The sequence below is a fragment of the Xanthomonas sp. NCPPB 1325 genome (genome assembly GCF_041477645.2).
GTDB lineage: Bacteria > Pseudomonadota > Gammaproteobacteria > Xanthomonadales > Xanthomonadaceae > Xanthomonas > Xanthomonas cannabis.
Window position 1 is genome coordinate 3489609 of sequence record NZ_CM192985.1, and the last position, 23489, is coordinate 3513097.

Below are 23489 nucleotides of genomic sequence, written 5' to 3' on the forward strand. Positions count from 1 at the left end.
GGACAGCGCACCATGCTGGCAACACGCGACCGCCTCGCCGGTGCGTCGCACGCGCAGCACACGCAGCACCGCGACCGGCTAGATGTACGGTCGCGATGCAGGGCCCCGCATGGCCCGCGTTGGGGCCCCTTGCCGGTCCTGCGTCAGCGCCAGCACCATGCGCGACGGCAGCCCCTCGGCCGGGCCGAACCGGCGCATGCGTGGCGTCTCGATCTGGGTCACCGCCGCCGCATCCATGCCGATCAACAGCACCATCGCAGCAAGCACGAACAGCACTCCATTCTTCATCGTCATCCCTGTCCCGGCCATTCGCACGGTTGCGCGTACTCCCGCGCCGGACTTCACTGTACCTGCTCTGCCGTCTCTGGCGTTCTAACCGTGAGTGCCGCCGCCCTGCGCCTCCTCGGCGTCGGCGAGCGCGCGTGCCAATGCAGTGGCCAGCAACTCACCGGTCACCGGCTTGCGCAGGAAGCCATTGCACCCGGCCGCCATCGCCTGCGGCTCCGCATCGGCATCGGCACGCGCGGTGACGGCCACGATCGGAAAGCGCACTCCGCGCGCGCGCAACTGCGCCACCAGCGCCGCGCCATCGATGCCGGGCAGGTCCAGGTCGCACAGGCCGGCGTCGAAGCTGCGCGTACTCACCTCGGCCAACGCGGCCAGACCGTGCAGCACATGGGTCACCTGGTGCCCGCGCGTCTGCAGCAGGCCGATCATCACCTGCGCCACGGTCGGGTCGTCTTCGACCAGCAGCAGGTGCAACGGTGCCTGCTCGCTGGCCGGCACCGCACGTGCCGACGCCGCTGCCGCCACCGGCAATGCGCCCACCCAACGCAGTGGCAGCTCCACCACGAAACACGCGCCCTGCCCCAGTTCGCTGCTGACGCTCACCGCACCGCCCATGGCCGCCGCCAACTCACGGCAGATCGCCAAGCCCAACCCGCTGCCGCCATGCCGGGCCAGGGTCAATGCGCCTTCGGCCTGCTCGAATCGCTGAAACAGCCGCCCGCGCTGCTCGGCGCTCATGCCGGGGCCGGTGTCGCGCACCTCGACCCGAATCCCCTGGCCAGGACTGTGTGGCACCGCCAGCACGCGCAGGCGCACGCTGCCACGCTCGGTGAATTTGACCGCGTTGAACAACAGGTTGAGCAGGATCTGCTGCACCCGGCTGGCATCACCGTGCAGGGCCGGCGGCAGCGCGTCGTCCAGGTCGCACTCGAACGCCAGCTGCTTCTGCTCGGCACTGGGGCGCACCAGCTCCACCACCTGCCGGATCAACTGCCGCAGATCGAAATCGCGGTAATCCAGCGGCAGCTTGCCGGCCTCGATGCGGGCCAGGTCCAGGGCATCGTTGACCAATCGCAGCAAATGCTTGCCAGCGGACTGGATCGCCCCGGCATAGCCCTGCTGGCGCGCGTCCAGCGGCGTCTGCAAGAGCAGCTCGCTCATCCCCAGCACCCCGGTCATCGGGGTGCGGACCTCATGGCCCAAGGTGGCCAGGAACCGCGTCTTGGCCAGCGAGGCCTGCTCGGCCAGCTCGCGCTTGTGCTGCGCCAGCTGCCATTGCGCGCGCATGCGCACGCGATGCCGATAGGCCGCGGCCAGCAGCGCACCGAGCAACAAACCCAGCATGCAGATCAACGCAATGCCCACCTCGCTGCGCCACCAGGGCGGCAACACCGTAAACCGCAGCGATTGCACCTGCGAGCGGTTGCCCAGGGGGTCCAGCCCCTGCAGCATGAGCTGATAGTTCCCGGCGGGCAGGCTGGCAAACTCGCGAAGCCCCGCGTTGCCCGAGGTCTGCCAGTCGGTATCGAAGCCTTTCAGAAAGCTGCGATAGCGATTGGACAGTGGGTCCCTGTACGACAACAGGCGCATCACCACTTGCAACTGGCGGTCGCCAGGACCCAGTTGAAACGGGCGATCCATCGGCAATGCGATACGTGCACCGTTTCGTAGCACGCTGACGTGCTCCAACTGCAGTGCGGGAACGACCGGTGCGACATCCGGCATCGCCGTATCCAAAAGAACGGTGGAGCCATCGGCGGTCGCGCCAATCAAGGTGTCGCCCGACATCAGCAGGCAATGCTGGATGAACTCCTGGCTGGTCAATCCATCGCGCGTCCCGATGTTACGCACACGCGCCGGCGTCACCGAAGGGTCGATTCGCCACAACCCTTGCAAACTGGAAACCCAGACCCGACCGCTCGGGTCGATTTGCATCGCCGAGGCGTCGAAGCCGGTCAGTCCTTCGGCTCCGCCGATATGGCGCACGCGCGTCCAGCGCGCGCCCCTTTTCTGCCACTGTTCCGCACCGGAGGCGCGATATACCCACACGCTGCTCGGCGATTGGGTCGCAAACGCCTGGATCGGTGTTCCCTGCAGACCCGCCACGGGCACAAAACGCGTCGAGGCCTCGTCCCAGGCGAACATGCCGCCCTCGCCAGCCGCCCACACGCGCCCGTCGGGTCCCTGCTGCAGTTGCTGCACGGCAACGTCGGTCAGGCCATGCGGATCCTGGGCGGTAATGCGCTGCAAGATCCGTCCGCTGCGCAGATCGCGTTGCTGCAGCATGTCGATGAAGGTCATCCACACGGTGTCACCTTGTTCGGTGATCCACTCGGCCGCAGACAGGCCCGATGCCGGATCGGGACCATCCGACGGCCAGTGCTTGAACTCTCCGGTAACCAGGTCCATTCGTGACAGACCGAAGGTCAGGTTGCCCAGCCACACCCGCTGCAGCCGATCCTCCAGGGCCGACACCAGCTCCATGCCTTTGAGATGCGGCGACTGCAGACCGGTCTGATACTTGTCGCCCGTCCCGGGGTCCGCGCGCAGCAGGCGCCCATCCGCATCGACTTGCCAGAGGCCCCCAGAGCGTGTCGCGGGCGCGAGATTGCAATAAATGGCATCGCCATTGGGCGAGGCCGGCGTGAGCACCGCGCTTCGCTTCCAATCTGCAGGAAGATACCCAAGGCCGGCACCGTGTATCGGAACCCACAGCCCACCGTCGGCAGCGCCGAACAGGCCGATGACGTTACGACGGGACAAGGACCCTTCGCCACTCAGGACAGGCACAGGTGGGCGGTTGCCGCGCGTGCGCCACAAACCCCGTCCGCTTCCCAGCCAGAACTCGCCGTCTGGCGCGGCAACGGCCCCCCAGAACTCGTTGCCGCTGCCGAACATCGTTCCCCAGGACAGTGGCAGCCACTGGTCACCCGGCCCTCTGATGTGCAGCCCTGATTCGCTTCCCAGCACCAAATGATTCCCGGTCCACTGCAAGCCGAAAATGGTGGCCTGCCGATTGGACTCGCCCGGCACGTATTCGCGATGCAAGGTCTTCCCGTCGTAGTACGCCAGACCGCCGCTCGTCCCAATCCACAAGCGATGCTGCGCATCCACCGCCAGGTTCATCACCATGGCCTGATCGAGGCTGCCCTCCACGCTGCCGAGGTCCACCGAGGACATCGCCCCGCTTGCCGCGATGCGAACCAGCGCGCCGGTAGTGGTCCCCGCCCACAGATCGCCATCGAAGGACGCGATGCTGTAGATCTCCCCCCCTTTCAACAGGGGATAGGTCGCGGCAGGGTAGTGCTGAAAACGGCTGCGATCCGCGTTCATGACACTCAGCGTCTTGCCGCATCCGACCCAGATCCTGTCGTGCGCATCGATGTGCAGCGCCTGGACCGCGTTGCAGGGCAGCGACCCGGAATCGGCCGGGTCGTGACGCCAGGTTCTGAATCCTGCGCCGTCGTAGCGCACCAGGCCATCCAGGGTCGCCAACCAGAGATAGCCGGCACGATCCTGGGCGACGGCCACCATCATGGTGGAGGGGAGCCCCTCGCTTGGACCGACGATGCGGAACCACGGCACTTCCGGGATCTTGGCCGAGCACGGCAAGACACCCAGCAGCAAGACCAGCAGCAGCAACACACCACGCATGCAGGAATCCCTTCCTCGTCCAGCCGGCATGCTCGCAATGGATCGTTGCAAGCGCAAGCCGCGCGCGTGCCGCCGGGATGTGTCTAGAATCCGCCCATGACGCCTCTTGCCCGCCTGCTGCTCCTTCCCGCCCTGGCATTGACCAGCCTGGCCGCTACCGCCGCGCCGGTGCGTTATGCACTGGACCCGGTGCACACCCGGGTGCTGTTCGCGGTCGAACATGCCGGGTTTTCCAAGGCGTTGGGCACCGTGTCCGGTAGCAGCGGCACGCTGGTGTTCGACCCCGAAGACTGGGCGTCGGCGCGGCTGGACGTCACCGTGCCGCTGCAGCGCGCCGACCTGGGCGATGCCAAATGGAACCAGGCCACCCTGGCACGCAACCTACTCGATGCCGGGCGGTTCCCCGACGCACATTTCGTCTCCACGCACGTGGAAACCAGCGGCGAGAACCGTGCCAGGGTCACCGGCAACCTGACCTTGCGCGGCGTCACTCGCCCCGTGACCCTGGACGTCACCCTCAATGCGCTCAAACGCCACCCGCTGCCACCGTTCCGCCGCACCGCCGGGTTCTCGGCCACGGCCACGCTGAGCCGTGCCGCGTTCGGCGTGGATGCGTGGAAATCGATGATCGGCGACACGGTCGAACTGCGCATCGAAGCCGAAGCCGTCCGCGAAGGACGCGCCGACGACGACGCGGCGCCACCGCCGGCCACCTCCCCAGCACCGCCCGCCAGCCAGGAATCCGGCACATGAGCCTGAAGAACATCGAACGCTGGGGCGGCATCAGCCAGACCCTGCACTGGTTGATCGCAGGTCTGATCCTGGTCCTGGGCATCGTTGGCCTGACCATGGGCGAGCTGCCCAAGACGCCGAAGTATTTCTGGGTCTACACCGCGCACAAGTCGCTCGGACTGACCGTGCTGGCACTGGTGATCGTACGGCTGGGCTGGCGGCTCCACGCGGGGGCGCCGCCACCGGTGGCAGGCACGCCGCGCTGGCAGGAGCGCATCGCCGGGCTGACCCACTGGCTGCTGTACGCCATGATCTTCGCCCTGCCGCTGTCCGGGTGGCTATACGACTCCAGCAGCGGCCTGCGTCCGTTCCGGTGGTTCGGCCTGTTCCCGGTGCCCAAGCTCAGCGCGCCGGACGAGCAGCTGCGCGCCACCTCCCACGCCATCCACGAGTGGGGCTTCTGGCTGCTGATTGCCGTGGTGCTGGCGCATGCCGGCGCTGCGCTGTACCACCATCTGTTCCAGCGCGATGCCACCCTGGTGCGGATGCTGCCACGCGGTTGGCTCTCCCCCAAATCCTGAGGAATTCCCATGACGTCCAAGCTGTTCGCCTCTCCCGTGCTGGTCGCCGCGTCGCTGGTTGCCACCTTCGCCAGCGTGCCGGTGCTGGCGGCCGACTATGTCCAGGCCCCCGGCTCGACCCTGGTGTTCGCCAGCAAGTACGACGGGGAAGTGTTTACCGGCAAATTTCCCGGCTTCGACACCACGCTGAGTTTCGATCCGGCCAATCTTGCCGGTGCCAAGCTCGATGTGCGCATTCCGCTGGCCGGCGCGATCAGCGGCAACAACGACCGCGACTCGACCCTGCAGGGGCCGGATTTCTTCAATGTCGCCAAGTTCGCCACCGCACGCTATCGCGCCGACAAGTTCCGCGCCCTGGGCGGCAACCAGTACGCCGCCGACGGCACCCTGGAACTGCGTGGCGTCAGCAAGCCGGTCACGCTCACCTTCACCTGGACCCCCGGCGCGCAGCCGGTGCTGGCCGGCAAGGCGGTGGTCAAGCGGCTGGACTTCGGCGTGGGCGGCGGCGACTGGGCCGACACCAAGACCATCCCCAACGAGACCGCGATCAGCACCAAGGTCGTGTTGAAGGCGAAGTAACGCCGCAGGCCGCAACCGGACGCGGCCATTGAGCGGCGGGCCACTTGTCGGGTCCGCCGCTTTTTTCTGCCCGTGCGTCGGATGACACCGCAAGACAGCTAGACTCGGCCACCACTTCAGGACGCCGACGATGCGCACCCACGGAACCTTGACCCGCTGGAATACCGACCGTGGGTTCGGCTTCATCACGCCCGCCCACGCCGGGGATGACGTGTTCGTGCATGTCTCCGCATTCCCACGCAGCCCGGAGCCGCCGCGGGTGGGCGAGTTGATCTCGTTCGAAACGGAACCGGGTCCCGACGGCCGCCGACGCGCAGTGCGCATCATGCGCGCCGCTGGGCATGGCGCCGGACCCGTCCGCTCCGTGCCACGCGCGGCCTCGCCCGCCAATCCCGCACAAGGGCTGAGCCTGGGCAAGGCGCTGCTGCTCATGCTGCTGGTCGGTGGCGGCGCAGTGGCCTATCAGCAGCGCGATCGGCTGGCCAACCTGGTTGCACCGACAGCGGTCGCCGACCAGACACCCGCACCGTCACGCACGCCAGCGACCGCCGCTGCGGCATCGCCGCAGTTCAGCTGCGCAGGGCGCACGCATTGCTCGCAGATGACCTCCTGCGCCGATGCCAGGTACGTACTGCAGCATTGCCCCGACACCCGGATGGATGGCGACGGCGATGGCGTGCCTTGCGAAGACCAGTGGTGCCGCTGACGCGAGCGGACCTGGCCGGCCTCGCCGGCACCCAGCTTCGTCGTCGCCCCTTGCGCTGCCGCCTGCAGATCGTTGCGGCGCCGGATCGGCTGGCTCAGCTGCCGGTGCCCTGCAGCCACGCACGTAGCGTGGGTACATCGAACGGCCACGCCAGCTCGCGTCCGCGGGCATCGCGCAGCACCGGCACCCGCGCACCGTAAGCGGACTCCAGCGCCACATCGTCGTCGATGAACACGCTGCCGAACTCGCCCGCGCGCGCCTGCGCCAGCACTTCCACCGCCTGGTCGCATAGATGGCAATCGTCGCGCTGGTACAGGGTCAGAGCCACCGGACAGGTCTCATGTTGCGCTGCAGCCGTGCCGCAATCGTCGAGCGACTAGAATAGCCGGCTTTACGCTCACCTCTCCGGCACGCATGGCTGTCAGCACGTTCGACCTGTTCAAGATCGGCATCGGTCCGAGTTCCTCTCACACCGTGGGGCCGATGCGTGCCGCCGAGCGCTTCGTGCACCGGTGGTTGCTCGATGCCGGGCGCCTGCAGGACGTGGTGCGCATCCGTGCCGAAGTGTTCGGCTCGCTGGCCCTGACCGGCCGCGGCCATGGCACCGACAAGGCGGTGCTGCTCGGACTGGAAGGCCATCGCCCGAACCTGATCGACCCGGACATCATCCCCGCCACGCTGGAGCGCATCCGCAGCAGCAAGCGCATCACGCTGATGGGCCAGCACGCGATCGGCTTCGACGAAAAGCGCGACCTGCCGATGAACAAGCGGCAGAAGCTGCCGTACCACACCAACGGCATGCGCTTTACCGCCTACGACGCCAATGAGGCGGTGATCGCCACGCGCGATTACTACTCGGTGGGTGGCGGTTTTGTTGTCAATCAGGACGACGCTGCCGACGACCGCATCGTGGCCGACGAGACGCCGCTGCCCTACCCATTCCTCAGTGGCGACGAATTGCTCGCGCAGTGCGCACGCAGCGGCCTGAGCATCGCCGAGCTGATGTTCGAGAACGAAAAAAGCTGGCGCAGCGAGGACGAGATTCGTGCAGGCCTGCGCGAGTTGTGGAGTGCGATGCAGTCCTGCGTGGCGCGCGGCATCCGCGAGGAAGGCACGCTACCGGGCGGCCTGAACGTCTCGCGCCGCGCACCGGCGCTATACCGCGAACTCTCGTCCAAACCCGAAGCGGCCATGCGCGATCCGTTGACCACGCTGGACTGGGTCAACCTGTATGCGCTCGCGGTCAACGAAGAAAACGCGGCCGGCGGGCGCGTGGTCACCGCGCCCACCAACGGCGCGGCCGGCATCATTCCATCCGTCCTGCATTACTTCGACCGGTTCTGCGCCGGCGCCTCCGAGCAACGCATTTTCGATTTCCTGCTCACCGCCGCGGCCATCGGCATCCTCTACAAGGAAAACGCCTCGATTTCCGGCGCCGAAGTGGGCTGCCAGGGCGAAGTGGGCGTGGCCTGCTCAATGGCCGCCGGTGGCCTGGTTGCCGCACTCGGCGGCAACCCGGGGCAGATCGAAAATGCCGCCGAAATCGGCATGGAGCACAACCTCGGCCTGACCTGCGACCCGATCGGCGGGCTGGTGCAGATCCCGTGCATCGAGCGCAACGCAATGGGCGCGGTGAAGGCCATCAACGCCAGCCGCATGGCCATGCGCGGCGACGGCAAGCACAAGGTGTCGCTGGACAAGGTCATCAAGACCATGCGCGACACCGGCCGCGACATGCAGGACAAGTACAAGGAAACCAGCCGCGGCGGCCTGGCGGTAAACGTCATCGAATGCTGAGTCGGTCGTGGGCGAGAGTGGCACCCAGTGAGCGCTTGGAGTGTCGAAACAATCCACCAGACAGATGCGCGCCGATCTCCAGGCAAAAGGTTTGCCAGGCGCGCGTTGATGTAAAGGCCCTTGTCTCGCAAGCAGGAGAGGGGCGCACAGCTCGAATCACGAAAACACCTGACGCGAACCGATGCACCGCCCTCTTCCCGCAGTCCGCAGATGGCGCAAAGCGCCAACGAGGACTGCACCTCGCGCGAACCGATGCACTCCCCTTCTCCCGCAGTCGGCAGAGGGCGCAAAGCACCAATGAGGCAGCACTTGGCGCGAACCGGTGCACTCCCCTTCTCCCGCACGCGGGAGAAGGTGCGCGAAGCGCGGATGAGGGCAACAGGCATCGGCGCCTGCACTGGTCACCCACGCCATCGCCAGCAACGCGCCGGCAGCGCCCGCCAAACGTCGCCCGGCTGTACGTCCCCACCACATCTCCGGCTGTACCGTCACAGGCTGGATTCGGATGGAGATCACGATGCAAAAGCGCGCTTGCACCCTCACGCTCGCCCTGGCCTGCAGCCCGCTGATGGCGCAGGAAGCCAGTTATGGCCCGCGCCTGGAAGGCTTCGACTATCCGCACCCGGTCAAGACCTACGCATTCACCTCGCAACAGCAGCCGCTGGAAATGGCCTACCTGGATGTTGCGCCAACCGGCACACCCAATGGCCGCACCGCGGTGCTGCTGCATGGCAAGAATTTCTGCGCCGCCACCTGGGAAACCACCATCGCGGCCCTGAGCAAGGCCGGCTACCGCGTGATCGCACCGGACCAGATCGGTTTCTGCAAATCCAGCAAACCGGCGGCCTATCAGTTCTCGTTTGCGCAACTGGCCGACAACACGCATGCGCTGTTGACCAAGCTCGGCATCGAACATGCAGTGGTGGTCGGCCATTCGATGGGCGGCATGCTGGCGATTCGCTATGCGCTGATGTACCCGCAAGCCACCGAACATCTGGCGCTGGTCGACCCCATCGGCCTGGAAGACTGGAAAGCCGAAGGCATCCCCTGGCGCAGCGTCGACGCCTGGTACGACAACGAACTGAAAACCAGCTTCGAGCGGATCAAGAAGTACCAGATGGACGTGTACTACGCCGGCCAATGGAAGCCGGAATTCGAACGCTGGGCGCGCATGCAGGCCGGCATGTCGCTGGGCAGCGGCAAGCAGGCCGTTGCCTGGAATCAGGCACTGACCTACGACATGGTGTTCAACCAACCGGTAGTCTACGAACTGCCGAAACTGGCGGTGCCGACCACGCTGTTCATCGGCCTCAAGGACCGTACCGCCATCGGCAAGGACACCGCACCGCCGCAGGTCAAGGCGCGCGTTGGTGATTACACCACGCTGGGCAAGCGCGCGGCGGCCGCAATTCCGAATGCGACACTGGTGGAGTTCGCCGACCTGGGACATTCGCCGCAGGTGCAGGACCCCACACGCTTCAATGCCGCGTTACTCAAGGCGGTGACGCGGTAAGCAGCACCGACGGCAACACCACTTGCATGGCCAACGCATCCTTGAAAGCAACAGCTCGCGCATCGGCGAGCTGCTGCTGGAGACGCTTGCAATCGCGGCGTGCAACCAGGTCATCCGCGCAGCAAATGACGCCATCGACCGCATGCGCACCGACGACGTCCCCCACGGAAAGCCGGCGCCGCCCCGCTTTCTCAACCAACTACCCGGCCACGATCCGCAACACGTCATCCAGCAACGCAGCCGCCGTTACCTCGGCACCCGCGCCCGGTCCCTGGATCAGCAACGGCTGCGCGCGATAGCGATCGCTGCTGATGGCGACACGATTGTCGGTGCCGGCACCACCTGCCAGCGGGTGATCCAGCGCCAGCTCGCGCAGGCCCACGCTTGCGCCATGCGCGTCCACCCGGCCGACAAAGCGTAGGCAGCGCCCTGCGGCATGCGCCTGCTGCCAGCGCGCACCAAGCCCGGCATCCAGCGCCTCCACGTGCGCATGCAGTTCGCCCAACGGCACGTTAGCGATGCTGGCAGGCACCAGCGACTCCACATGCACCTGCTCGGCCTCCAGCTGCCAGCCGGCCGCGCGTGCCAGGATCAACAGCTTGCGTCGCACGTCTTCGCCAGACAGGTCGATGCGCGGATCCGGCTCGGTGTAGCCGTCTGCCACCGCTTCACGTACGCAGCCGGAAAACGCACCACTGCCGTCGTACCGGTGAAACAGCCATGCCAACGATCCCGACAACACACCTTCGATCGCATGGATATGGTCGCCGCCCGCCACCAGCGCACGCACGCTGCTCAACACCGGCAGGCCGGCGCCCACGGTGGCGCTGTCGCCGTAATGCGCGCCGCTGGCATGGCGCGCGGCCTGCAGCGCCTGCGCCCGCGCCAACGCCGTGCCCTGGCCCAACTTGTTGGCGGTGACCACGTGGACGCCGCGGCCCAGCCATTCCACATGCCAGTCGGCCACCACGTCGCTGGCGGTCGCGTCCACCAGCACATCGCCGGCGCGCAGCGCCGCCGTTTCTGCCCAGGGTTGCAACACCGCCTGCCCGCGCGGGGCGGCATTGGCCTGCTGCAGTGCCTGCTCCGCACTTACGCCACAGTCGTGGGCAATGCGCGAATTGGCCAGCCAGTCGAAGCGCGGCAGCCGGAGCTGCCGCTGCTGCAACGCGGTGTAGCGCGTCACGAAGGCACGGCCCACGGTGCCGGTGCCCAACAGGGCCAGGCGTGGGGTCGGGGTCACCGATGCGGCCGATGCACGACGCGACTCGGGCAGCACGCTGCTCACGCGTCGACCTGTTTGCGGGTGTCGGTGGTCAGGGTGGCCTCGGCGCGCGCCAGACCGGCGCGTAGATCGATCAGCAGGTCTTCGGCCGATTCGATGCCGATCGACAACCGCAGCAACCCATCGGAAATTCCGGCCGCAGCGCGCGCTTCGGCGGTCATCGCCGCGTGCGTCATCGAGGCCGGATGCGCGATCAGGCTTTCCACCCCGCCTAGCGACTCGGCCAGGGTGAAGTAGCGCAAACCATCGACAAACGCGCGCACCGCCGCTTCGCCACCGTTCAATTCGAAACTCATCATCGCGCCAAAGCCCTTCTGCTGGCGCGCGGCCAGCGCATGGCCCGGATGCGCCGCAAGTCCCGGGAAATACACCTGGTTGACCACCGCGTGCCCATCCAGCAATGCAGCGATCGCATCGGCGTTTTCCTGGTGCACGCGCAGCCGCGCGTCCAGTGTGCGCAGGCCGCGCAAGGTGAGAAAGGCATCGAACGGCGAGCCGGTCAGGCCCAGCGCGTTGGCCCACCACACCAGCTGCTGATGCAGCTCGGCATCGCGTGCCACCACCGCGCCACCCACCACGTCGCTATGGCCGTTGATGTACTTGGTGGTGGAATGCAGCACCAGGTCGGCACCGAATTCCAGCGGCTTCTGCAGCGCCGGCGACAGGAAGGTGTTGTCCACCACGGTCAACGCACCGACCTTCTTCGCCGCTTCGATGACAAAGCGCAGATCGGTGATGCGCAGCAGCGGATTGGACGGGGTTTCGATCAGCACCAGCTTGGGCGATCGCGCCAACGCATCGGCCAGCGAACGCGGATCGGTGAGGTCGGCGGTGATCAGCGCGAAGTGGCCTTTCTTGGCCAGCGCATTGAACAGGCGCCAGCTGCCGCCATAGGCATCGTGTGGCACCACCAGCGTGTCGCCGGGCTGCAGCACCGCGTTGAGCACCAGGTTGATCGCGCCCATGCCGGTGGAGGTGATCACCCCGCCCGCGCCGCCTTCCAGTTCGGCCAGCGCTTCGCCAAGCAGGTCGCGAGTGGGATTGCCACTGCGGGTGTAGTCGTACTGGCGCTTGTTGCCGAACCCGTCGAAGGAGAAGTTCGACGACAGCACGATCGGCGGGGTCACCGCACCGTAGGCGGTATCGCGGTCGATGCCTGCGCGCACGGCGGCGGTAGCGGCGGTACAAGGGGCGGCGGCAGGGTCACGAAAGCTCATGCGGTTTCTCCGGTGCTGCGAAGGGCAGTAGTGAGGATCGCGTCGATGCGATCGATTTCTTTCAGGAAGGCGTCATGCCCATACGGCGAACGCAGCACGCGCAGGCTGCCGCGCGGGCCCAGGCCTTCGACCAGGCTGACCAGGTCGGCCAGCGGCACCAGACGGTCGCCTTCCACCGCCACCACGACGGTGGGCACGCGCACCTGCGCCGGCTCGATGCGGTGCAGGTCGATCGATTCGGACAGGCGCAGGTAAGCGGTGACAGGCGTGCGCGCCACGTACTGTGCGCCGGCGGCATCCAGATAATCTTCGGCCGCCACACGCACACGGCCATTGATCACTTCCGGCGGCGCGTCGAAGCGTTCGCTGAATTCTTCCGGCGTGCGGTAGCTGAGCATGGCGAACTGCCGTGCCAGCGCCAGCCCGTGATGCTCCGCGCACTGCAGCTGGCCGAGCGCCACCGCGCGACGCTGCAATGCGCGCCAGGCCGCCGCATACGGATGCGCACGATGCGCACCGCTCACTGCAATCAAGGTGCCCACGCGGCCGGAATGACGGGTGGCAAACTGCAGGCCGACCAGCGCACCGTACGAATACCCGACAAAGCCGTGCAGACGCGCGATACCCAGCGCATCCAGCAACGCGGCAATCGCGTCGGCCTGGTCGGCGGTATCGATCGGCGCATCCAGCGTGCCATCGGCGCCAAGGAAATCGAATGCCAGCAACCGGCGCCGCGCCGGGTCCAGTGCACGGCCCGCGCCCACCAGACCCTCCACCCAGCCCTTCTCCGCAAAGACCTCGCTGGCGGCCAGATGCCGGTGCGCCGAGATGCCGCCGGCCACGAACACCACCGGCGCAGTGGCGGCACCGATCAACTCGTAGCGCAGGCGCACCTCGCGCATGCCGGCATGGCGCATCGGCAAGGACACGGCGATGTCGCCGCGCACAGCGAGCGGGCCGTCGATCTCGGCGGCGTGGGTATCTGGATAATCAGTGGTAGTTGGCGATGCTGTGGTCACGAGGCTCATGGCGATATCCGGGGTGGATCGGCCATCGAGCTTCGCGGGAGCTCGCGTTCGACGTGCGGAAGGCACGAGTCGAACCATCTTTCGGCGGACGCGGAGGTCCCCGCAGGATTTGGCACCAAACGCGGGCGCTTGCGCGCTCCGCTGGCTGCCCCGGCATCAAAGGGCCTGTCCCTCCGCCGGTCTCGATGGTGGGGCAAAGATGCCACCGGCCTTGTGCGATGTCAATCTCTTCATGCGGATGGAAAGATATATTTTCATCCGATACCACCGGGCACTGTGATGGGCGGCATACTTGCGCGCCCACTCGTCCAAGCCGATCGCGTGCCTCACCGCGTTTCTTACCCGTGTTCTCCCGTGCGTATGGCGGTGTGGCTGGCCGCCTTGCTGAGCGCTGCACTGCCTGTCCAGGCGCAGCAGCGCTGGCATTGGGGCAGCGATGCGACCATGAACCCGCCTGCCGCCATCCCTGCCCCGACCGGCGCCGGCCCGGCCCTGCAGCTGGAATGGCAGGCGCCGGTCTATCTGGCGTGGGTGACCAATCCGCTGGACGGGCCGGCGCAAGTGCGCCTGAGTGCGCCACCCACCGACGACTATCGCGCCGTGCCGCAGCTGCCGCAGACCCTGTCGCTGGCCGCACGCGAGCGTCGCCTGCTCACGCGGCTGTATCCGGCCAGCAACCAACGCACGCTGGACGGGCTGGGCCTCAAGCTGGACCTCGTGCCCGGCGATCCGCGCGCCCAGCCCCAACCGGTGCACTACCAACTGCCGTTCCGCGACGTGCAGATCCTGGTGGATCAGGGGTTTGGCGGCCAGTTCAGCCACGCGGATCTGCCCAACTGGTACGCCGTGGACTTCGCCCTGCCGCAGGGCACGCCGGTACTGGCGGCGCGCGAGGGCGTGATCATGGAGGTGCGCCAGGACGTGAGCGAGGGCCATGCGCACGACCCGCGTGCCGGCGGCGGCAACCTGGTGCGGGTGCTGCACGCCGACGGCAGCATGGCGCTGTACGCCCATCTGGCTCCGAACGGGGTGGAGGTGCGCGCCGGCCAGCGCGTCGGCAGCGGCCAGCGGCTGGGTACCTCCGGCAATACCGGCTATAGCACCGGTGCGCACCTGCACTTTTCGGTGCAACGCAACGCAGACCTGCAGCTGGTGTCGGTGCCGTTCCGCATGCTGGGCCCGCAAGGCGAACTGCAGTTTCCCTCCCCCGCCCCCTGAGCGGCCTTGCACCGGGCGGCGACTCACCCGGCCTCGGCAGATCACCCGGCAGGGCCTGCCCGCCGAAGCCGCTATAATCACCGGCTTCCTCAGTTTCCGCAGGCGTCCGACCGGGCGCGCCCAGCCCATGTCCGAAGTCTCCAACGAAGCCGCGCGCCGCCGCACCTTCGCCATCATTTCCCATCCCGACGCCGGCAAGACCACGCTGACCGAAAAGCTGCTGCTGTTCGGCGGCGCGATCCAGATGGCCGGCTCGGTGAAGGGCCGCAAGGCCGCCCGCCACGCCACCTCGGACTGGATGGCGCTGGAAAAGGAGCGCGGCATCTCGGTGACCTCCTCGGTGATGCAGTTCCCGTACGAGGGCAAGATCGTCAACCTGCTCGACACCCCCGGCCATGCCGACTTCGGCGAGGACACCTACCGCGTGCTCACCGCGGTGGACTCGGCGCTGATGGTGATCGACGTGGCCAAGGGCGTGGAAGAACGCACCATCAAGCTGATGGAAGTCTGCCGCCTGCGCGACACCCCCATCATGACCTTCATCAACAAGCTCGATCGCGAGGGCAAGAACCCGATCGAGCTGCTGGATGAAGTGGAAACCGTGCTCGGCATCCAGTGCGCGCCGGTCACCTGGCCGATCGGCATGGGCCAGCGCCTCAAGGGCGTGGTTCATCTGATCACGGGCGAAGTGCATCTGTACGAACAGGGGCGCAATTTCACCCGTCAGGACTCGACCATCTTTCCGTCGCTGGATGCACCCGGCCTGGCCGAAAAGATCGGCGAGCAGATGCTGGCCGAGCTGCGCGATGAGCTGGAGCTGGTGCAGGGCGCAAGCAATCCGTTCGACCTGGAGGCCTATCGCGCCGGTCAGCAGACGCCGGTGTTCTTCGGCTCGGGTGTCAACAACTTCGGTGTGCAGCCGCTGCTGGACTTCTTCGTCGAACACGCGCCGCCGCCGCAGGCACGCGACACCACCGGCCGCCGCGTCGAAGCGACCGAGGCCAGGCTCAGCGGCTTCGTGTTCAAGATCCAGGCCAACATGGACCCGCAGCACCGCGACCGCGTGGCGTTCATGCGCGTGTGCTCGGGCAAGTTCACCGCCGGCATGAAAGCCCTGCACGTGCGCAGCGGCAAGGACCTCAAACTCGCCAACGCGCTGACCTTCATGGCTTCCGACCGCGAGATCGCTGCCGAAGCCTGGCCGGGCGATGTCATCGGCATCCACAACCACGGCACCATTTCCATCGGCGACACCTTCACCGAAGGCGAATCGCTGTCGTTCACCGGCATCCCGAACTTCGCGCCGGAACTGTTCCGCCGCGCGCGCCTGCGTGATCCGCTCAAGCTCAAGCAATTGCAGAAGGGCCTGGCGCAGCTGTCCGAAGAAGGCGCCACCCAGTTCTTCCGCCCATTGATGAGCAACGACCTGATTCTCGGCGCCGTGGGCGTGCTGCAGTTCGACGTGGTGGCCTACCGCCTCAAGGACGAATACGGCGTGGATGCGATCTTCGAGCCGGTGAGCGTCACCACCGCACGCTGGGTGCATTGCGACAATGCCAAGAAGCTGGAGGAATTCCGCGAAAAGAATGCCGGCAACCTGGCCATCGATGCCGCCGGCGAGCTGGTCTACCTGGCACCGACCCGCGTCAACCTACAGCTCGCGCAGGAACGCGCACCGGACGTGCGCTTCTCGGCCACCCGCGAACATGCGCATGCCAAGGCAGTCGATTGACCCACGCTTGAACTTTCGCAAGCGTACGCTACTGCCTGCAATGCGAATTGCGCGCAGTTGCGGTACCTTTTTGGCATGAATGCAGACGCTTCCCCCTCGACCGACCTGCGCGACGAAATTGCCAGTGCCGTGACCCACGGCCTGGGTGCCATCGCCGCCCTGGCAGGCGGCTCGGTGCTGATCACCCTGGCCGCCATCTATGGCGATGGCTGGCAATTGGCCACCTCCATCGTGTTCAGTGCCACGCTGGTGCTGCTCTACGTCGCCTCCACGCTGTTCCATGCCATTCCGCATCCAGGCGCCAAGGCGCGTCTGCAGGTGCTCGATCACTGCGCGATCTATCTGTTGATCGCCGGCACCTACACCCCGTTTACGCTGATCAATCTGCGCGGCCCCTGGGGCTGGGGCCTGTTCGCCGCGATCTGGACGATTGCCGCGGCAGGCGTGATCTTCAAGCTGTTTTTTACCGGGCGCTTCCGGTTGCTGTCGACCATCCTGTATCTGGCGATGGGCTGGCTGATCATCGTGGCGATCCAGCCCCTGCTTGCCTCGGTCGACACCTGGTCGCTGTGCTGGCTGCTGGCCGGCGGGCTCTTCTACACCCTTGGCACGTACTTTTATCAACGCGATACGCAGCGCTACTTCCATGCCATCTGGCACCTGTTCGTGCTTGCCGGTAGCGCCTGCCACTTCGTTGCGGTGATCGAACAAGTGGTGTGATGGCGGCGTGGCGCGTTCGCGCCCCGTGCACGAGGCATCGCCAACCATGCGCACGTGAACAACGTGACCCCTGCCGCTGCTGCCCACGCCTCCCGCTCACCGCGTCGCCGCCGCTGGCTGATCGGGTCCGGCATCGTTGCCGCCATCATCGTGATCTTTGTGCTGGTGTTCGACTGGAACTGGCTCCGCGGCCCGGTCGAGCGCGTGGTCAGCGCCAAGACCGGTCGCGAGTTTCGGCTGGGGCACCTGGATGTGGACCTGGGCCGCACCACCACCGTCCGCGGCGAGCGCATGCGGCTGGGCAATGCATCCTGGTCCAAGCGTGGCGCAATGGCCGAAGTGAATGCTGCCGAGATCGATGTCGAGCTATGGCCGCTGCTACGCGGCAAGGTGCGCCTGCCGGAGATTCGCCTCGAGCAGCCGTCCGTCCTGCTGGAAGCCGGCAACGACGCGCATCCGGGCAATTGGGTGTTCGACCAGAACGATGGCGGCGGCAGCATGCCGCGCCTGGGCCGTCTGTTGGTCAACAACGGGCGGCTGCAATACGTCGACGATGCCAACCGCTCGGACATCGACGTGGCAATCAACAGCCTTGCACCGCCTCGCAGCGACCAGCGCGCCGCACCGATCGGCATCGATGGCAAGGGCCGCTGGAAGGGCTACCCGTTTACGTTGAAGGGCGATACCGCCTCGCCGCTGGAGCTGAGCCAGAGCGAACACCCCTTCCGCATCGATCTGCGCGGCAGCGCCGGCGCCACCCGTACGCATGTGCGCGGCACCTTGACCAATCCGTTCCAGTTCCGGGTGTTCGATCTGCAGATGGCGCTCAGCGGCCAGGACATGGAAGACCTGTACCCCCTGACCGGCGTGGCCATGCCGTCCACACCGCCCTACACCCTCGACGGCCGGCTGCGCCGCGATGGCGACGTGTGGCGCTACGAAAAGTTCACCGGCACCGCTGGCGACAGCGACCTGTCCGGCACTGCTGAAGTGGACCTGCGCAACAAGCGTCCACTGCTGCGCGCCGACCTGGCATCCAAGCGACTGGATTTCGACGATCTGGCCGGTTTCGTCGGTGCACCGCCCAAGACCGGTGCCAACGAGTCGGCCAATGCCGAGCAAAAGAAGCAGGCCGCGCAACTGGCCGCCAGCGCGCGCGTCCTGCCCGCCACGCCCTACGACCTGTCCAAGCTGCGCGCGATGGATGCGCAGGTGCGTTGGCGCGCGCAGCGCATCAATGCGCCCTCCTGGCCACTGGACGACATGGATGCGACGCTGAAGCTGAAGGACGGTTTGTTGCAGCTGGACCCGCTCAACTTCGGCGTTGCCGGTGGTGACATCCGCTCCACCATCCGCATGGATGCGCGCAACGAGGTCATTACGACCCAGCTGAAAGCCGGCATTCGTGGCATCCGCCTGGACCAGTTGTTCCCCGATGCCACGCTCGCCAAGCAGGCCTCCGGTGCGATCGGCGGCGAGCTGGACCTGCGCGGTCGCGGCAACTCGATCGCTGCGATGCTCGGTACTGCCGACGGCTCGATCGGCGTTGGCATGGGACGCGGCCATGTGGGCAACCTGATCATGGAACTGGCGGGCCTGGACATTGCCGAATCGCTGAAATACCTGGTCACCAAGGACCGCCAGATCCCGGTGCGCTGCATCTTCGGCGACTTCGGCGTGCAGGACGGCCTGATGCAATCGCGCGCATTGGCCTTCGACAGCACCGACACCATCATCGTCGGCGAAGGCACCATCAGCCTCAAGAACGAGACGCTCGACCTGCTGCTGCGCCCGCGCCCCAAGGACCGCAGTATCCTGAGCCTGCGCTCGCCGCTGCGCATTGCGGGCACCTTCAAAGACCCCAGCTTCCGCCCGGATTTCAAGGCACTTGGCGTCCGCGGCGCCATTGCCGTGGCGCTGGGCAGCATCGCGCCACCGGCGGCGCTGCTGGCGACCTTCGAGCCCGGCCCGGGGCAGGACAGCGATTGCGGCGGCAAGTACGCGCAGTAACAGCGAGCAAACGAGGACGGTACAGTCGCTGACGGCACAACACATGCCTGCAACTAGGCGATGCAGGCAACGCCTGGTGCCATGCTGCCGCCGTCAAATGCGCCGCAATCAGCAGCACGCCTCACGCGTTCAAGCTGCTTCGACCGCGACAACGCAGCGGGATCAGCTGGCGATATAACGCTGCAATTGATCGATATCGCGCTGCTGGGTCTCGATCACCGCCTTGACCAGATCGCCGATCGAGACAACGCCCTGCACGCGGCCGTTTTCGACCACCGGCAGATGCCGGAAGCGCCCGTCGGTCATCAGCTGCATGCAACGCTCCACCGAGTCCGATGGCGAAACCGTCACCACTTCAGTGCTCATGATTTCGGCAACGCTGGTGGTCGATGACGACCGATCGCGCAGCACCACCTTGCGCGCGTAATCGCGCTCGGACACGATGCCGACGAGGCGCTGCCCGTCCATCACCAGCACCGCACCGATGCCTTTCTCGGCCATCAGCCGGATCGCATCGATCACCGCGGCATCGGCCGCGACGGCAAATACCTCAACCTGCTTGGTCCCCAACAGCTGTCGTACGGTCTGCATGGCCCGCTCCGCGCTTGGTCTGGTCGTCGCAGCCTACTCCCACCGCGCCTTGGTGGGTATCGACCAGGTACAGCGGGCGCTGCTTGGCTTCGTCATACAAGCGCCCCAGGTATTCGCCGATCAACCCCAGCGCAATCAGCTGGATCCCGCCCAGGAACAGGATCACCGACATCATGGTGGGCCAGCCGGCCACCGGGTCGCCCATCAGCGCCGCCTTGACCACCACCCACGCCCCGAACACAAAGGCCGCCAGCGCCGTCAGCAGCCCGAGATAGGTGGCGGCGCGGAGCGGCACGGTGGAAAAACTGGTGATGCCGTCGAGCGCGAAATTCCACAACCGCCACACGGTGAATTTGCTGCGCCCCGACAGCCGCGGCGCGCGCCGGTACGGTAATGCCACCTGACGGAATCCCACCCAGCCGAACAGTCCCTTCATGAACCGGTGGCGTTCGCGGAGCTGCTGCAGGGCCTGCACCACACGCGGCGACAGCAAGCGGAAATCGCCGGTATCGGCTGGAATAGGCGTGCGCGACAGGCGCCGGATCACCCGGTAAAACGCGTGCGCTGCGCTGCGCTTGAGCCAGCCCTCGCCTTCGCGGAACACCCGCGTCCCGAAGATGTTGTCGTATCCGGCGCGCCATAGCGCGACGAATTCGGGGATCAATTCCGGCGGGTCCTGGCCATCGGCATCGAGCAGCACCACCGCGCCCGGCAACACATGGTCCAGACCGGCAGAGACCGCCACTTCTTTGCCGAAATTACGCGACAGCCGCACCACGCTCACCTGCGTATCGGCCTGAGCAAGCGCCTGCACGACGTCCCAGGTGCCATCGGTACTGCCGTCATCGACATACAGCACATGGGTCTGCAGGTCCTGCAGGCCCGCCAGCACGGCGCACAGCCGCGGATGCAGCAACGGAATGCTGGCCTCTTCGTTATAGGCCGCGATCACCACCGTCAGGCGCGCGGCGGCATCCGGCGGCTGGGCTGCGTCGATGTTGTGCATGCTCACGGCGCCTGCAGATACGCAGCGCCGCCCAGCTGGCGCGCCTGACGCTGGATCCAGGCCGTGCGCCGCTGCACATAGGCACCCGGGCGGCGTGCGTCATAGCGACGGGGCGAAGGCAGCACCGCTGCCAGACGCGCCGACTCGGCGGCCGACAGGCCGGCGGCATCCTTGCCCCAGAACTGCCGCGCAGCTGCCTGTGCGCCGTAGACCCCGTCGCCAAACTCGGCCACGTTGAGGTACATCTCCAGAATGCGTTGCTTGGGCCAGAGCAGTTCGATCAGCACCGTGTACCAGGCCTCCAGCCCCTTTCTCACCCAGCTGCGGCCTTGCCACAGAAACACGTTCTTGGCGACCTGCTGGCTGATCGTGCTGGCACCACGCACCCGCCCGCCGCGCGCGTTGTGATCGCGCGCCTTCTCGATGGCCTGCAGATCGAAACCGTGGTGGATCGGAAACTGCTGGTCTTCTGCAGCCACCACCGAAATCGGCAGGCTGGCGGCGATCTTCTCGTAGTCGCGCCATTGCTGGTGCAGCGAAAAACTCCAGTCGCCGTCGCCCCACGCCTCCAGATAGCGGCCCACCATCATGCTGCTGACCGGCGGATCCACCACCCGCAGCACCAGCACCTGCAGCACGCTGGCCGCCGCAAACAGCAGCGGTGCCGCCAGTATCCAGCGCAGCCAGCGCCTGCGCCGCCCGGGCGCGCCCTGCTTGCCATCCAATGCATCCGTCCCCATTAGTGTGCTTCGACCTTCAATCCCGATGCCTGCCGCATTATCCGGCAACCAGCGTCCCTTACGTCCGATGTCTCCATGACCGATCACGATCAGCTTTCCCGCTTCCTGCTGCCCGCCGCCGGCGTGCGCGGTGTCCATGTGCGTCTGACCCAGGCCTGGCACGACATCCAGGGCGCCGCCGAGTACCCCCCGGCGGCACGCCAGCTGCTAGGCGAAGCGGCGGTGGCGTCGGCGCTGTTTACCGGCCATACCAAGGTCGACGGGCGGCTGTCGGTGCAATTGCGCGGCAACGACACCCTGCGCACCCTGTTTGCCGAATGCACCGCTGCCGGCACCTTGCGCGGCATCGTGCAGTTGGCCGATGGCGCGGATGCTCCCACCGACCTGCGCGGGCTGGGCGAGAGCGCACTGTTGGCCATCACCATCGAGAACCCCGGCCTGGACCCGCGCGAGCCGCAGCGCTACCAGAGTCTGGTCGGCCTGCAGGCCCCCGATCTGGCCGAAGCCTTCGAAACCTACTTCCAGCAGTCCGAGCAGCTGCCAACACGCCTGCTGCTGGCGGCCGGCCCGGATCAGGCTGCCGGTCTGCTGCTGCAGAAACTGCCCGGCGACGAAGGCGACAACGATGGCTGGACCCGCATCGGCGCCCTGTTCGACACTCTCGGCGCGCCGGAACTGCTGTCGGTGGCCGGTGAGGACCTGCTGCATCGCCTGTTCCACGAAGAGGACGTCCAGCTGCTGGGCGACAGGCCGCTCAGCTTTGGCTGTTCCTGCTCACGCGAACGGGTGGCTTCGATGCTGCAATCGCTGGGCGAAGCCGAAGCGCGCGCCGCCGCCGAAGACACCGGCGAGGTAGAGGTGCGCTGCGAGTTCTGCGGCCGTGAGTATCACTTTCCGTTGACCGAACTGGACGTACTTTTCAGCGCAGCGCAGCCCTCCCAGCAGGCGCCGGAACGGTTGCAGTAGAGAGCATCGCGGGCGCGTTCTGGGGAGCGTGACTACTTGTTAAATAATCATAAACACCCTAGCATCTTCCCTGCCCGCTCTCGGGAACTTAACAACTGCCCCTGGGTCTGATCTCTGGTATGCGACACCTTCTGCGCCTTCCGCTCGCTCTGCTGGTTGCCCTTGCGGCAGCCACGGGTGTGCATGCGCAGTCGACGTCCCAGCAGCTCCGCGAAAGTACGATCCTGCCGGTGTGGAACAAGGGCAGCGGCAAGGTGGAAGCCTTTCTGTACCTGGAGCCCACAGGCGAGCAAAAAGCCGGTGCGCGCTGGCATTTCGGCCGTAACTCGCTGGACGCTGCGTTCGGGCTGACCTCGGGCGATTCGCTCGGCCTGCTGTGCAATAGCAGCCGTGGCACCAACATCAGCGGGCTGGCCAGCCACTGCCTGCTCGCCGGGATCGGCGACGAAGAAGAAGACAGCGCCGCTGCCGCGCGTCGCGTTTCCGGGACGTTGGGCTTCAACCGTGCCGGTGGCCGGGTTGGGGTCACTGCAGGCACCGGTCGCGACACCCTGCCCGCCTGGCTGGTCGGCGCAGGCAAGGCTCCGTTGACCCGGGTCGAACAGAACGACCTGACCGTCTTCGGCCAGAAGAACATCGGCCGCGAAGGCTTCGTCTCTATCGGCGGCACCTATGCGCGCGCCCGTCTGGTTCCGCTGGCCGACGTCTCCCCGGCGATTGCCGACCAGTGGGACAGCAAGACCCTCAGCGTGGGCGGTGGCTATGGGGCTTTCAGCGCGAACGTGATCGGCCGCGTGGTCGACGTCCCCGGCCAACCGGAAAAATGGGAAGGCCTTGGCCTAGGCCTGACCTGGCGCACCCCCTGGAGCGGCCAGCTGACCGTCGGTGCGGAGAACGTGATCTCCCGCGGCAAGAACCCCTTTGCCCCGAACAACGACAGCAACAGCGACGGTACCATCCCGTACGTCAGGTACGAGCAGGATTTGTAAGGATCCTTAATTGGTGAAAATCACGCCACCGTCATCTGCGGTGGCGTTTTTGTTTGTGCGACATCACAAGGTTAACGGGACTTTAATTCTTTGTACCGGCCATATACCATCGGTTCACCCTGGCGTTTTTGGGACCG

At 66.5% G+C, this 23489-nt stretch carries 21 protein-coding genes and 1 riboswitch; of the genes, 12 read left to right on the forward strand and 9 right to left on the reverse strand.

The window, feature by feature from the left end:
• Positions 1–78: 78 nt before the first annotated feature.
• Together ACCQ10_RS14975 and ACCQ10_RS14980 are read right to left on the reverse strand one after the other, a co-directional pair.
• Entirely contained in the window at positions 79–288 is a 210-nt protein-coding gene (locus ACCQ10_RS14975; RefSeq protein ID WP_372361123.1) for a hypothetical protein, read from the reverse strand.
• Between the two features lie 84 nt (positions 289–372).
• Entirely contained in the window at positions 373–3942 is a 3570-nt protein-coding gene (locus ACCQ10_RS14980) for a hybrid sensor histidine kinase/response regulator (RefSeq protein WP_372363133.1), read from the reverse strand.
• 96 nt (positions 3943–4038) lie between these two features.
• Here ACCQ10_RS14980 and ACCQ10_RS14985 point away from each other — a divergent pair, with 96 nt between their 5' ends.
• The 4 genes from ACCQ10_RS14985 to ACCQ10_RS15000 all read left to right on the forward strand — a co-directional run bounded on the left by ACCQ10_RS14985 (position 4039) and on the right by ACCQ10_RS15000 (position 6540).
• A complete protein-coding gene (locus tag ACCQ10_RS14985; RefSeq protein ID WP_372361124.1) occupies positions 4039–4695 on the forward strand; it encodes a YceI family protein in 657 nt (218 codons plus the stop codon).
• Complete coding sequence (locus tag ACCQ10_RS14990) at positions 4692–5255, forward strand: cytochrome b (protein WP_184367173.1); 564 nt, start codon at positions 4692–4694, stop codon at positions 5253–5255. Before ACCQ10_RS14985 ends, ACCQ10_RS14990 begins: the two co-directional genes overlap by 4 nt.
• Positions 5256–5264: 9 nt before the next feature.
• Positions 5265–5834, forward strand: a complete 570-nt coding sequence (locus ACCQ10_RS14995) for a YceI family protein (protein WP_184438857.1) — start codon at positions 5265–5267, stop codon at positions 5832–5834.
• 130 nt (positions 5835–5964) lie between these two features.
• The gene (locus ACCQ10_RS15000; protein ID WP_372361125.1) at positions 5965–6540 is read left to right on the forward strand and encodes an excalibur calcium-binding domain-containing protein; all 576 of its coding nucleotides are present in this window, start codon (positions 5965–5967) and stop codon (positions 6538–6540) included.
• Between the two features lie 94 nt (positions 6541–6634).
• On the opposite strand, the gene ACCQ10_RS15005 is transcribed toward ACCQ10_RS15000, so the two are convergent.
• Positions 6635–6868, reverse strand: coding sequence for a glutaredoxin family protein (locus tag ACCQ10_RS15005; RefSeq protein ID WP_184374896.1), 234 nt, complete (start codon positions 6866–6868; stop codon positions 6635–6637).
• An 86-nt stretch (positions 6869–6954) separates the two neighbouring features.
• Between ACCQ10_RS15005 and ACCQ10_RS15010 the strand changes: the two genes are divergently transcribed.
• On the forward strand, positions 6955–8337 hold the full coding sequence (locus tag ACCQ10_RS15010) for an L-serine ammonia-lyase (protein WP_228314183.1): 1383 nt from the start codon (positions 6955–6957) through the stop codon (positions 8335–8337).
• A gap of 505 nt (positions 8338–8842) precedes the next feature.
• Complete coding sequence (locus ACCQ10_RS15015; protein ID WP_372361126.1) at positions 8843–9850, forward strand: alpha/beta fold hydrolase; 1008 nt, start codon at positions 8843–8845, stop codon at positions 9848–9850.
• A 199-nt stretch (positions 9851–10049) separates the two neighbouring features.
• On the opposite strand, the gene ACCQ10_RS15020 is transcribed toward ACCQ10_RS15015, so the two are convergent.
• Genes ACCQ10_RS15020 through metX form a run of 3 tightly spaced genes read right to left on the reverse strand, consistent with a single transcriptional unit; the run spans position 10050 to position 13380 of the window.
• Positions 10050–11138 (reverse strand): homoserine dehydrogenase family protein, encoded by a 1089-nt coding sequence (locus tag ACCQ10_RS15020; RefSeq protein WP_372361127.1) that lies wholly within the window; start codon positions 11136–11138, stop codon positions 10050–10052.
• On the reverse strand, positions 11135–12352 hold the full coding sequence (locus ACCQ10_RS15025) for an O-succinylhomoserine (thiol)-lyase (protein ID WP_372361128.1): 1218 nt from the start codon (positions 12350–12352) through the stop codon (positions 11135–11137). The genes ACCQ10_RS15020 and ACCQ10_RS15025 overlap by 4 nt, the downstream gene beginning before the upstream one ends.
• A complete protein-coding gene (gene metX, locus ACCQ10_RS15030) occupies positions 12349–13380 on the reverse strand; it encodes a homoserine O-succinyltransferase MetX (RefSeq protein WP_123137288.1) in 1032 nt (343 codons plus the stop codon). The genes ACCQ10_RS15025 and metX overlap by 4 nt, the downstream gene beginning before the upstream one ends.
• A 71-nt stretch (positions 13381–13451) precedes the next feature.
• Positions 13452–13572, reverse strand: a riboswitch (SAM riboswitch).
• Positions 13573–13701: 129 nt separating this feature from the next.
• Between metX and ACCQ10_RS15035 the strand changes: the two genes are divergently transcribed.
• The 4 genes from ACCQ10_RS15035 to ACCQ10_RS15050 all read left to right on the forward strand — a co-directional run bounded on the left by ACCQ10_RS15035 (position 13702) and on the right by ACCQ10_RS15050 (position 19060).
• Positions 13702–14598 carry a M23 family metallopeptidase gene (locus ACCQ10_RS15035; protein ID WP_372361129.1) on the forward strand — a complete coding sequence of 299 codons (897 nt, stop codon included), beginning with the start codon at positions 13702–13704 and terminating at the stop codon, positions 14596–14598.
• A 127-nt stretch (positions 14599–14725) separates the two neighbouring features.
• A complete protein-coding gene (locus tag ACCQ10_RS15040; RefSeq protein ID WP_184374892.1) occupies positions 14726–16330 on the forward strand; it encodes a peptide chain release factor 3 in 1605 nt (534 codons plus the stop codon).
• A gap of 75 nt (positions 16331–16405) precedes the next feature.
• A complete protein-coding gene (gene trhA, locus ACCQ10_RS15045; RefSeq protein WP_039413436.1) occupies positions 16406–17050 on the forward strand; it encodes a PAQR family membrane homeostasis protein TrhA in 645 nt (214 codons plus the stop codon).
• A gap of 63 nt (positions 17051–17113) precedes the next feature.
• Complete coding sequence (locus tag ACCQ10_RS15050; protein ID WP_372363134.1) at positions 17114–19060, forward strand: AsmA family protein; 1947 nt, start codon at positions 17114–17116, stop codon at positions 19058–19060.
• A gap of 162 nt (positions 19061–19222) precedes the next feature.
• Here the strand turns inward: ACCQ10_RS15050 and ACCQ10_RS15055 are convergent, their stop codons facing one another.
• Genes ACCQ10_RS15055 through mtgA form a run of 3 tightly spaced genes read right to left on the reverse strand, consistent with a single transcriptional unit; the run spans position 19223 to position 21397 of the window.
• A complete protein-coding gene (locus ACCQ10_RS15055; RefSeq protein WP_104579822.1) occupies positions 19223–19651 on the reverse strand; it encodes a CBS domain-containing protein in 429 nt (142 codons plus the stop codon).
• A complete protein-coding gene (locus ACCQ10_RS15060; protein WP_372361130.1) occupies positions 19611–20657 on the reverse strand; it encodes a glycosyltransferase family 2 protein in 1047 nt (348 codons plus the stop codon). The genes ACCQ10_RS15055 and ACCQ10_RS15060 overlap by 41 nt, the downstream gene beginning before the upstream one ends.
• 2 nt (positions 20658–20659) lie before the next feature.
• A complete protein-coding gene (gene mtgA, locus ACCQ10_RS15065) occupies positions 20660–21397 on the reverse strand; it encodes a monofunctional biosynthetic peptidoglycan transglycosylase (protein WP_184556597.1) in 738 nt (245 codons plus the stop codon).
• A gap of 75 nt (positions 21398–21472) precedes the next feature.
• Between mtgA and hslO the strand changes: the two genes are divergently transcribed.
• On the forward strand, positions 21473–22363 hold the full coding sequence (gene hslO, locus ACCQ10_RS15070; protein WP_372361131.1) for an Hsp33 family molecular chaperone HslO: 891 nt from the start codon (positions 21473–21475) through the stop codon (positions 22361–22363).
• 152 nt (positions 22364–22515) lie between these two features.
• The gene (locus ACCQ10_RS15075; protein WP_047697435.1) at positions 22516–23352 is read left to right on the forward strand and encodes an XOO1806 family protein; all 837 of its coding nucleotides are present in this window, start codon (positions 22516–22518) and stop codon (positions 23350–23352) included.
• Positions 23353–23489 lie beyond the last annotated feature (137 nt).

What these genes read in the sequence shown, in the direction of transcription:
- ACCQ10_RS15015 (WP_372361126.1), top strand. Translation starts at nt 8,843, where the DNA reads ATGGAGATCACGATGCAAAAGCGCGCTTGCACCCTCACGCTCGCCCTG.
- ACCQ10_RS15040 (WP_184374892.1), top strand. Translation starts at nt 14,726, where the DNA reads ATGTCCGAAGTCTCCAACGAAGCCGCGCGCCGCCGCACCTTCGCCATC.
- ACCQ10_RS14975 (WP_372361123.1), bottom strand. Translation starts at nt 288, where the DNA reads ATGAAGAATGGAGTGCTGTTCGTGCTTGCTGCGATGGTGCTGTTGATC.
- mtgA (WP_184556597.1), bottom strand. Translation starts at nt 21,397, where the DNA reads ATGGGGACGGATGCATTGGATGGCAAGCAGGGCGCGCCCGGGCGGCGC.
- metX (WP_123137288.1), bottom strand. Translation starts at nt 13,380, where the DNA reads ATGAGCCTCGTGACCACAGCATCGCCAACTACCACTGATTATCCAGAT.
- ACCQ10_RS14980 (WP_372363133.1), bottom strand. Translation starts at nt 3,942, where the DNA reads ATGCGTGGTGTGTTGCTGCTGCTGGTCTTGCTGCTGGGTGTCTTGCCG.
- ACCQ10_RS15055 (WP_104579822.1), bottom strand. Translation starts at nt 19,651, where the DNA reads ATGCAGACCGTACGACAGCTGTTGGGGACCAAGCAGGTTGAGGTATTT.
- ACCQ10_RS15010 (WP_228314183.1), top strand. Translation starts at nt 6,955, where the DNA reads ATGGCTGTCAGCACGTTCGACCTGTTCAAGATCGGCATCGGTCCGAGT.
- ACCQ10_RS15060 (WP_372361130.1), bottom strand. Translation starts at nt 20,657, where the DNA reads ATGCACAACATCGACGCAGCCCAGCCGCCGGATGCCGCCGCGCGCCTG.
- ACCQ10_RS15000 (WP_372361125.1), top strand. Translation starts at nt 5,965, where the DNA reads ATGCGCACCCACGGAACCTTGACCCGCTGGAATACCGACCGTGGGTTC.
- hslO (WP_372361131.1), top strand. Translation starts at nt 21,473, where the DNA reads ATGACCGATCACGATCAGCTTTCCCGCTTCCTGCTGCCCGCCGCCGGC.
- trhA (WP_039413436.1), top strand. Translation starts at nt 16,406, where the DNA reads ATGAATGCAGACGCTTCCCCCTCGACCGACCTGCGCGACGAAATTGCC.
- ACCQ10_RS14995 (WP_184438857.1), top strand. Translation starts at nt 5,265, where the DNA reads ATGACGTCCAAGCTGTTCGCCTCTCCCGTGCTGGTCGCCGCGTCGCTG.
- ACCQ10_RS15025 (WP_372361128.1), bottom strand. Translation starts at nt 12,352, where the DNA reads ATGAGCTTTCGTGACCCTGCCGCCGCCCCTTGTACCGCCGCTACCGCC.
- ACCQ10_RS14990 (WP_184367173.1), top strand. Translation starts at nt 4,692, where the DNA reads ATGAGCCTGAAGAACATCGAACGCTGGGGCGGCATCAGCCAGACCCTG.
- ACCQ10_RS14985 (WP_372361124.1), top strand. Translation starts at nt 4,039, where the DNA reads ATGACGCCTCTTGCCCGCCTGCTGCTCCTTCCCGCCCTGGCATTGACC.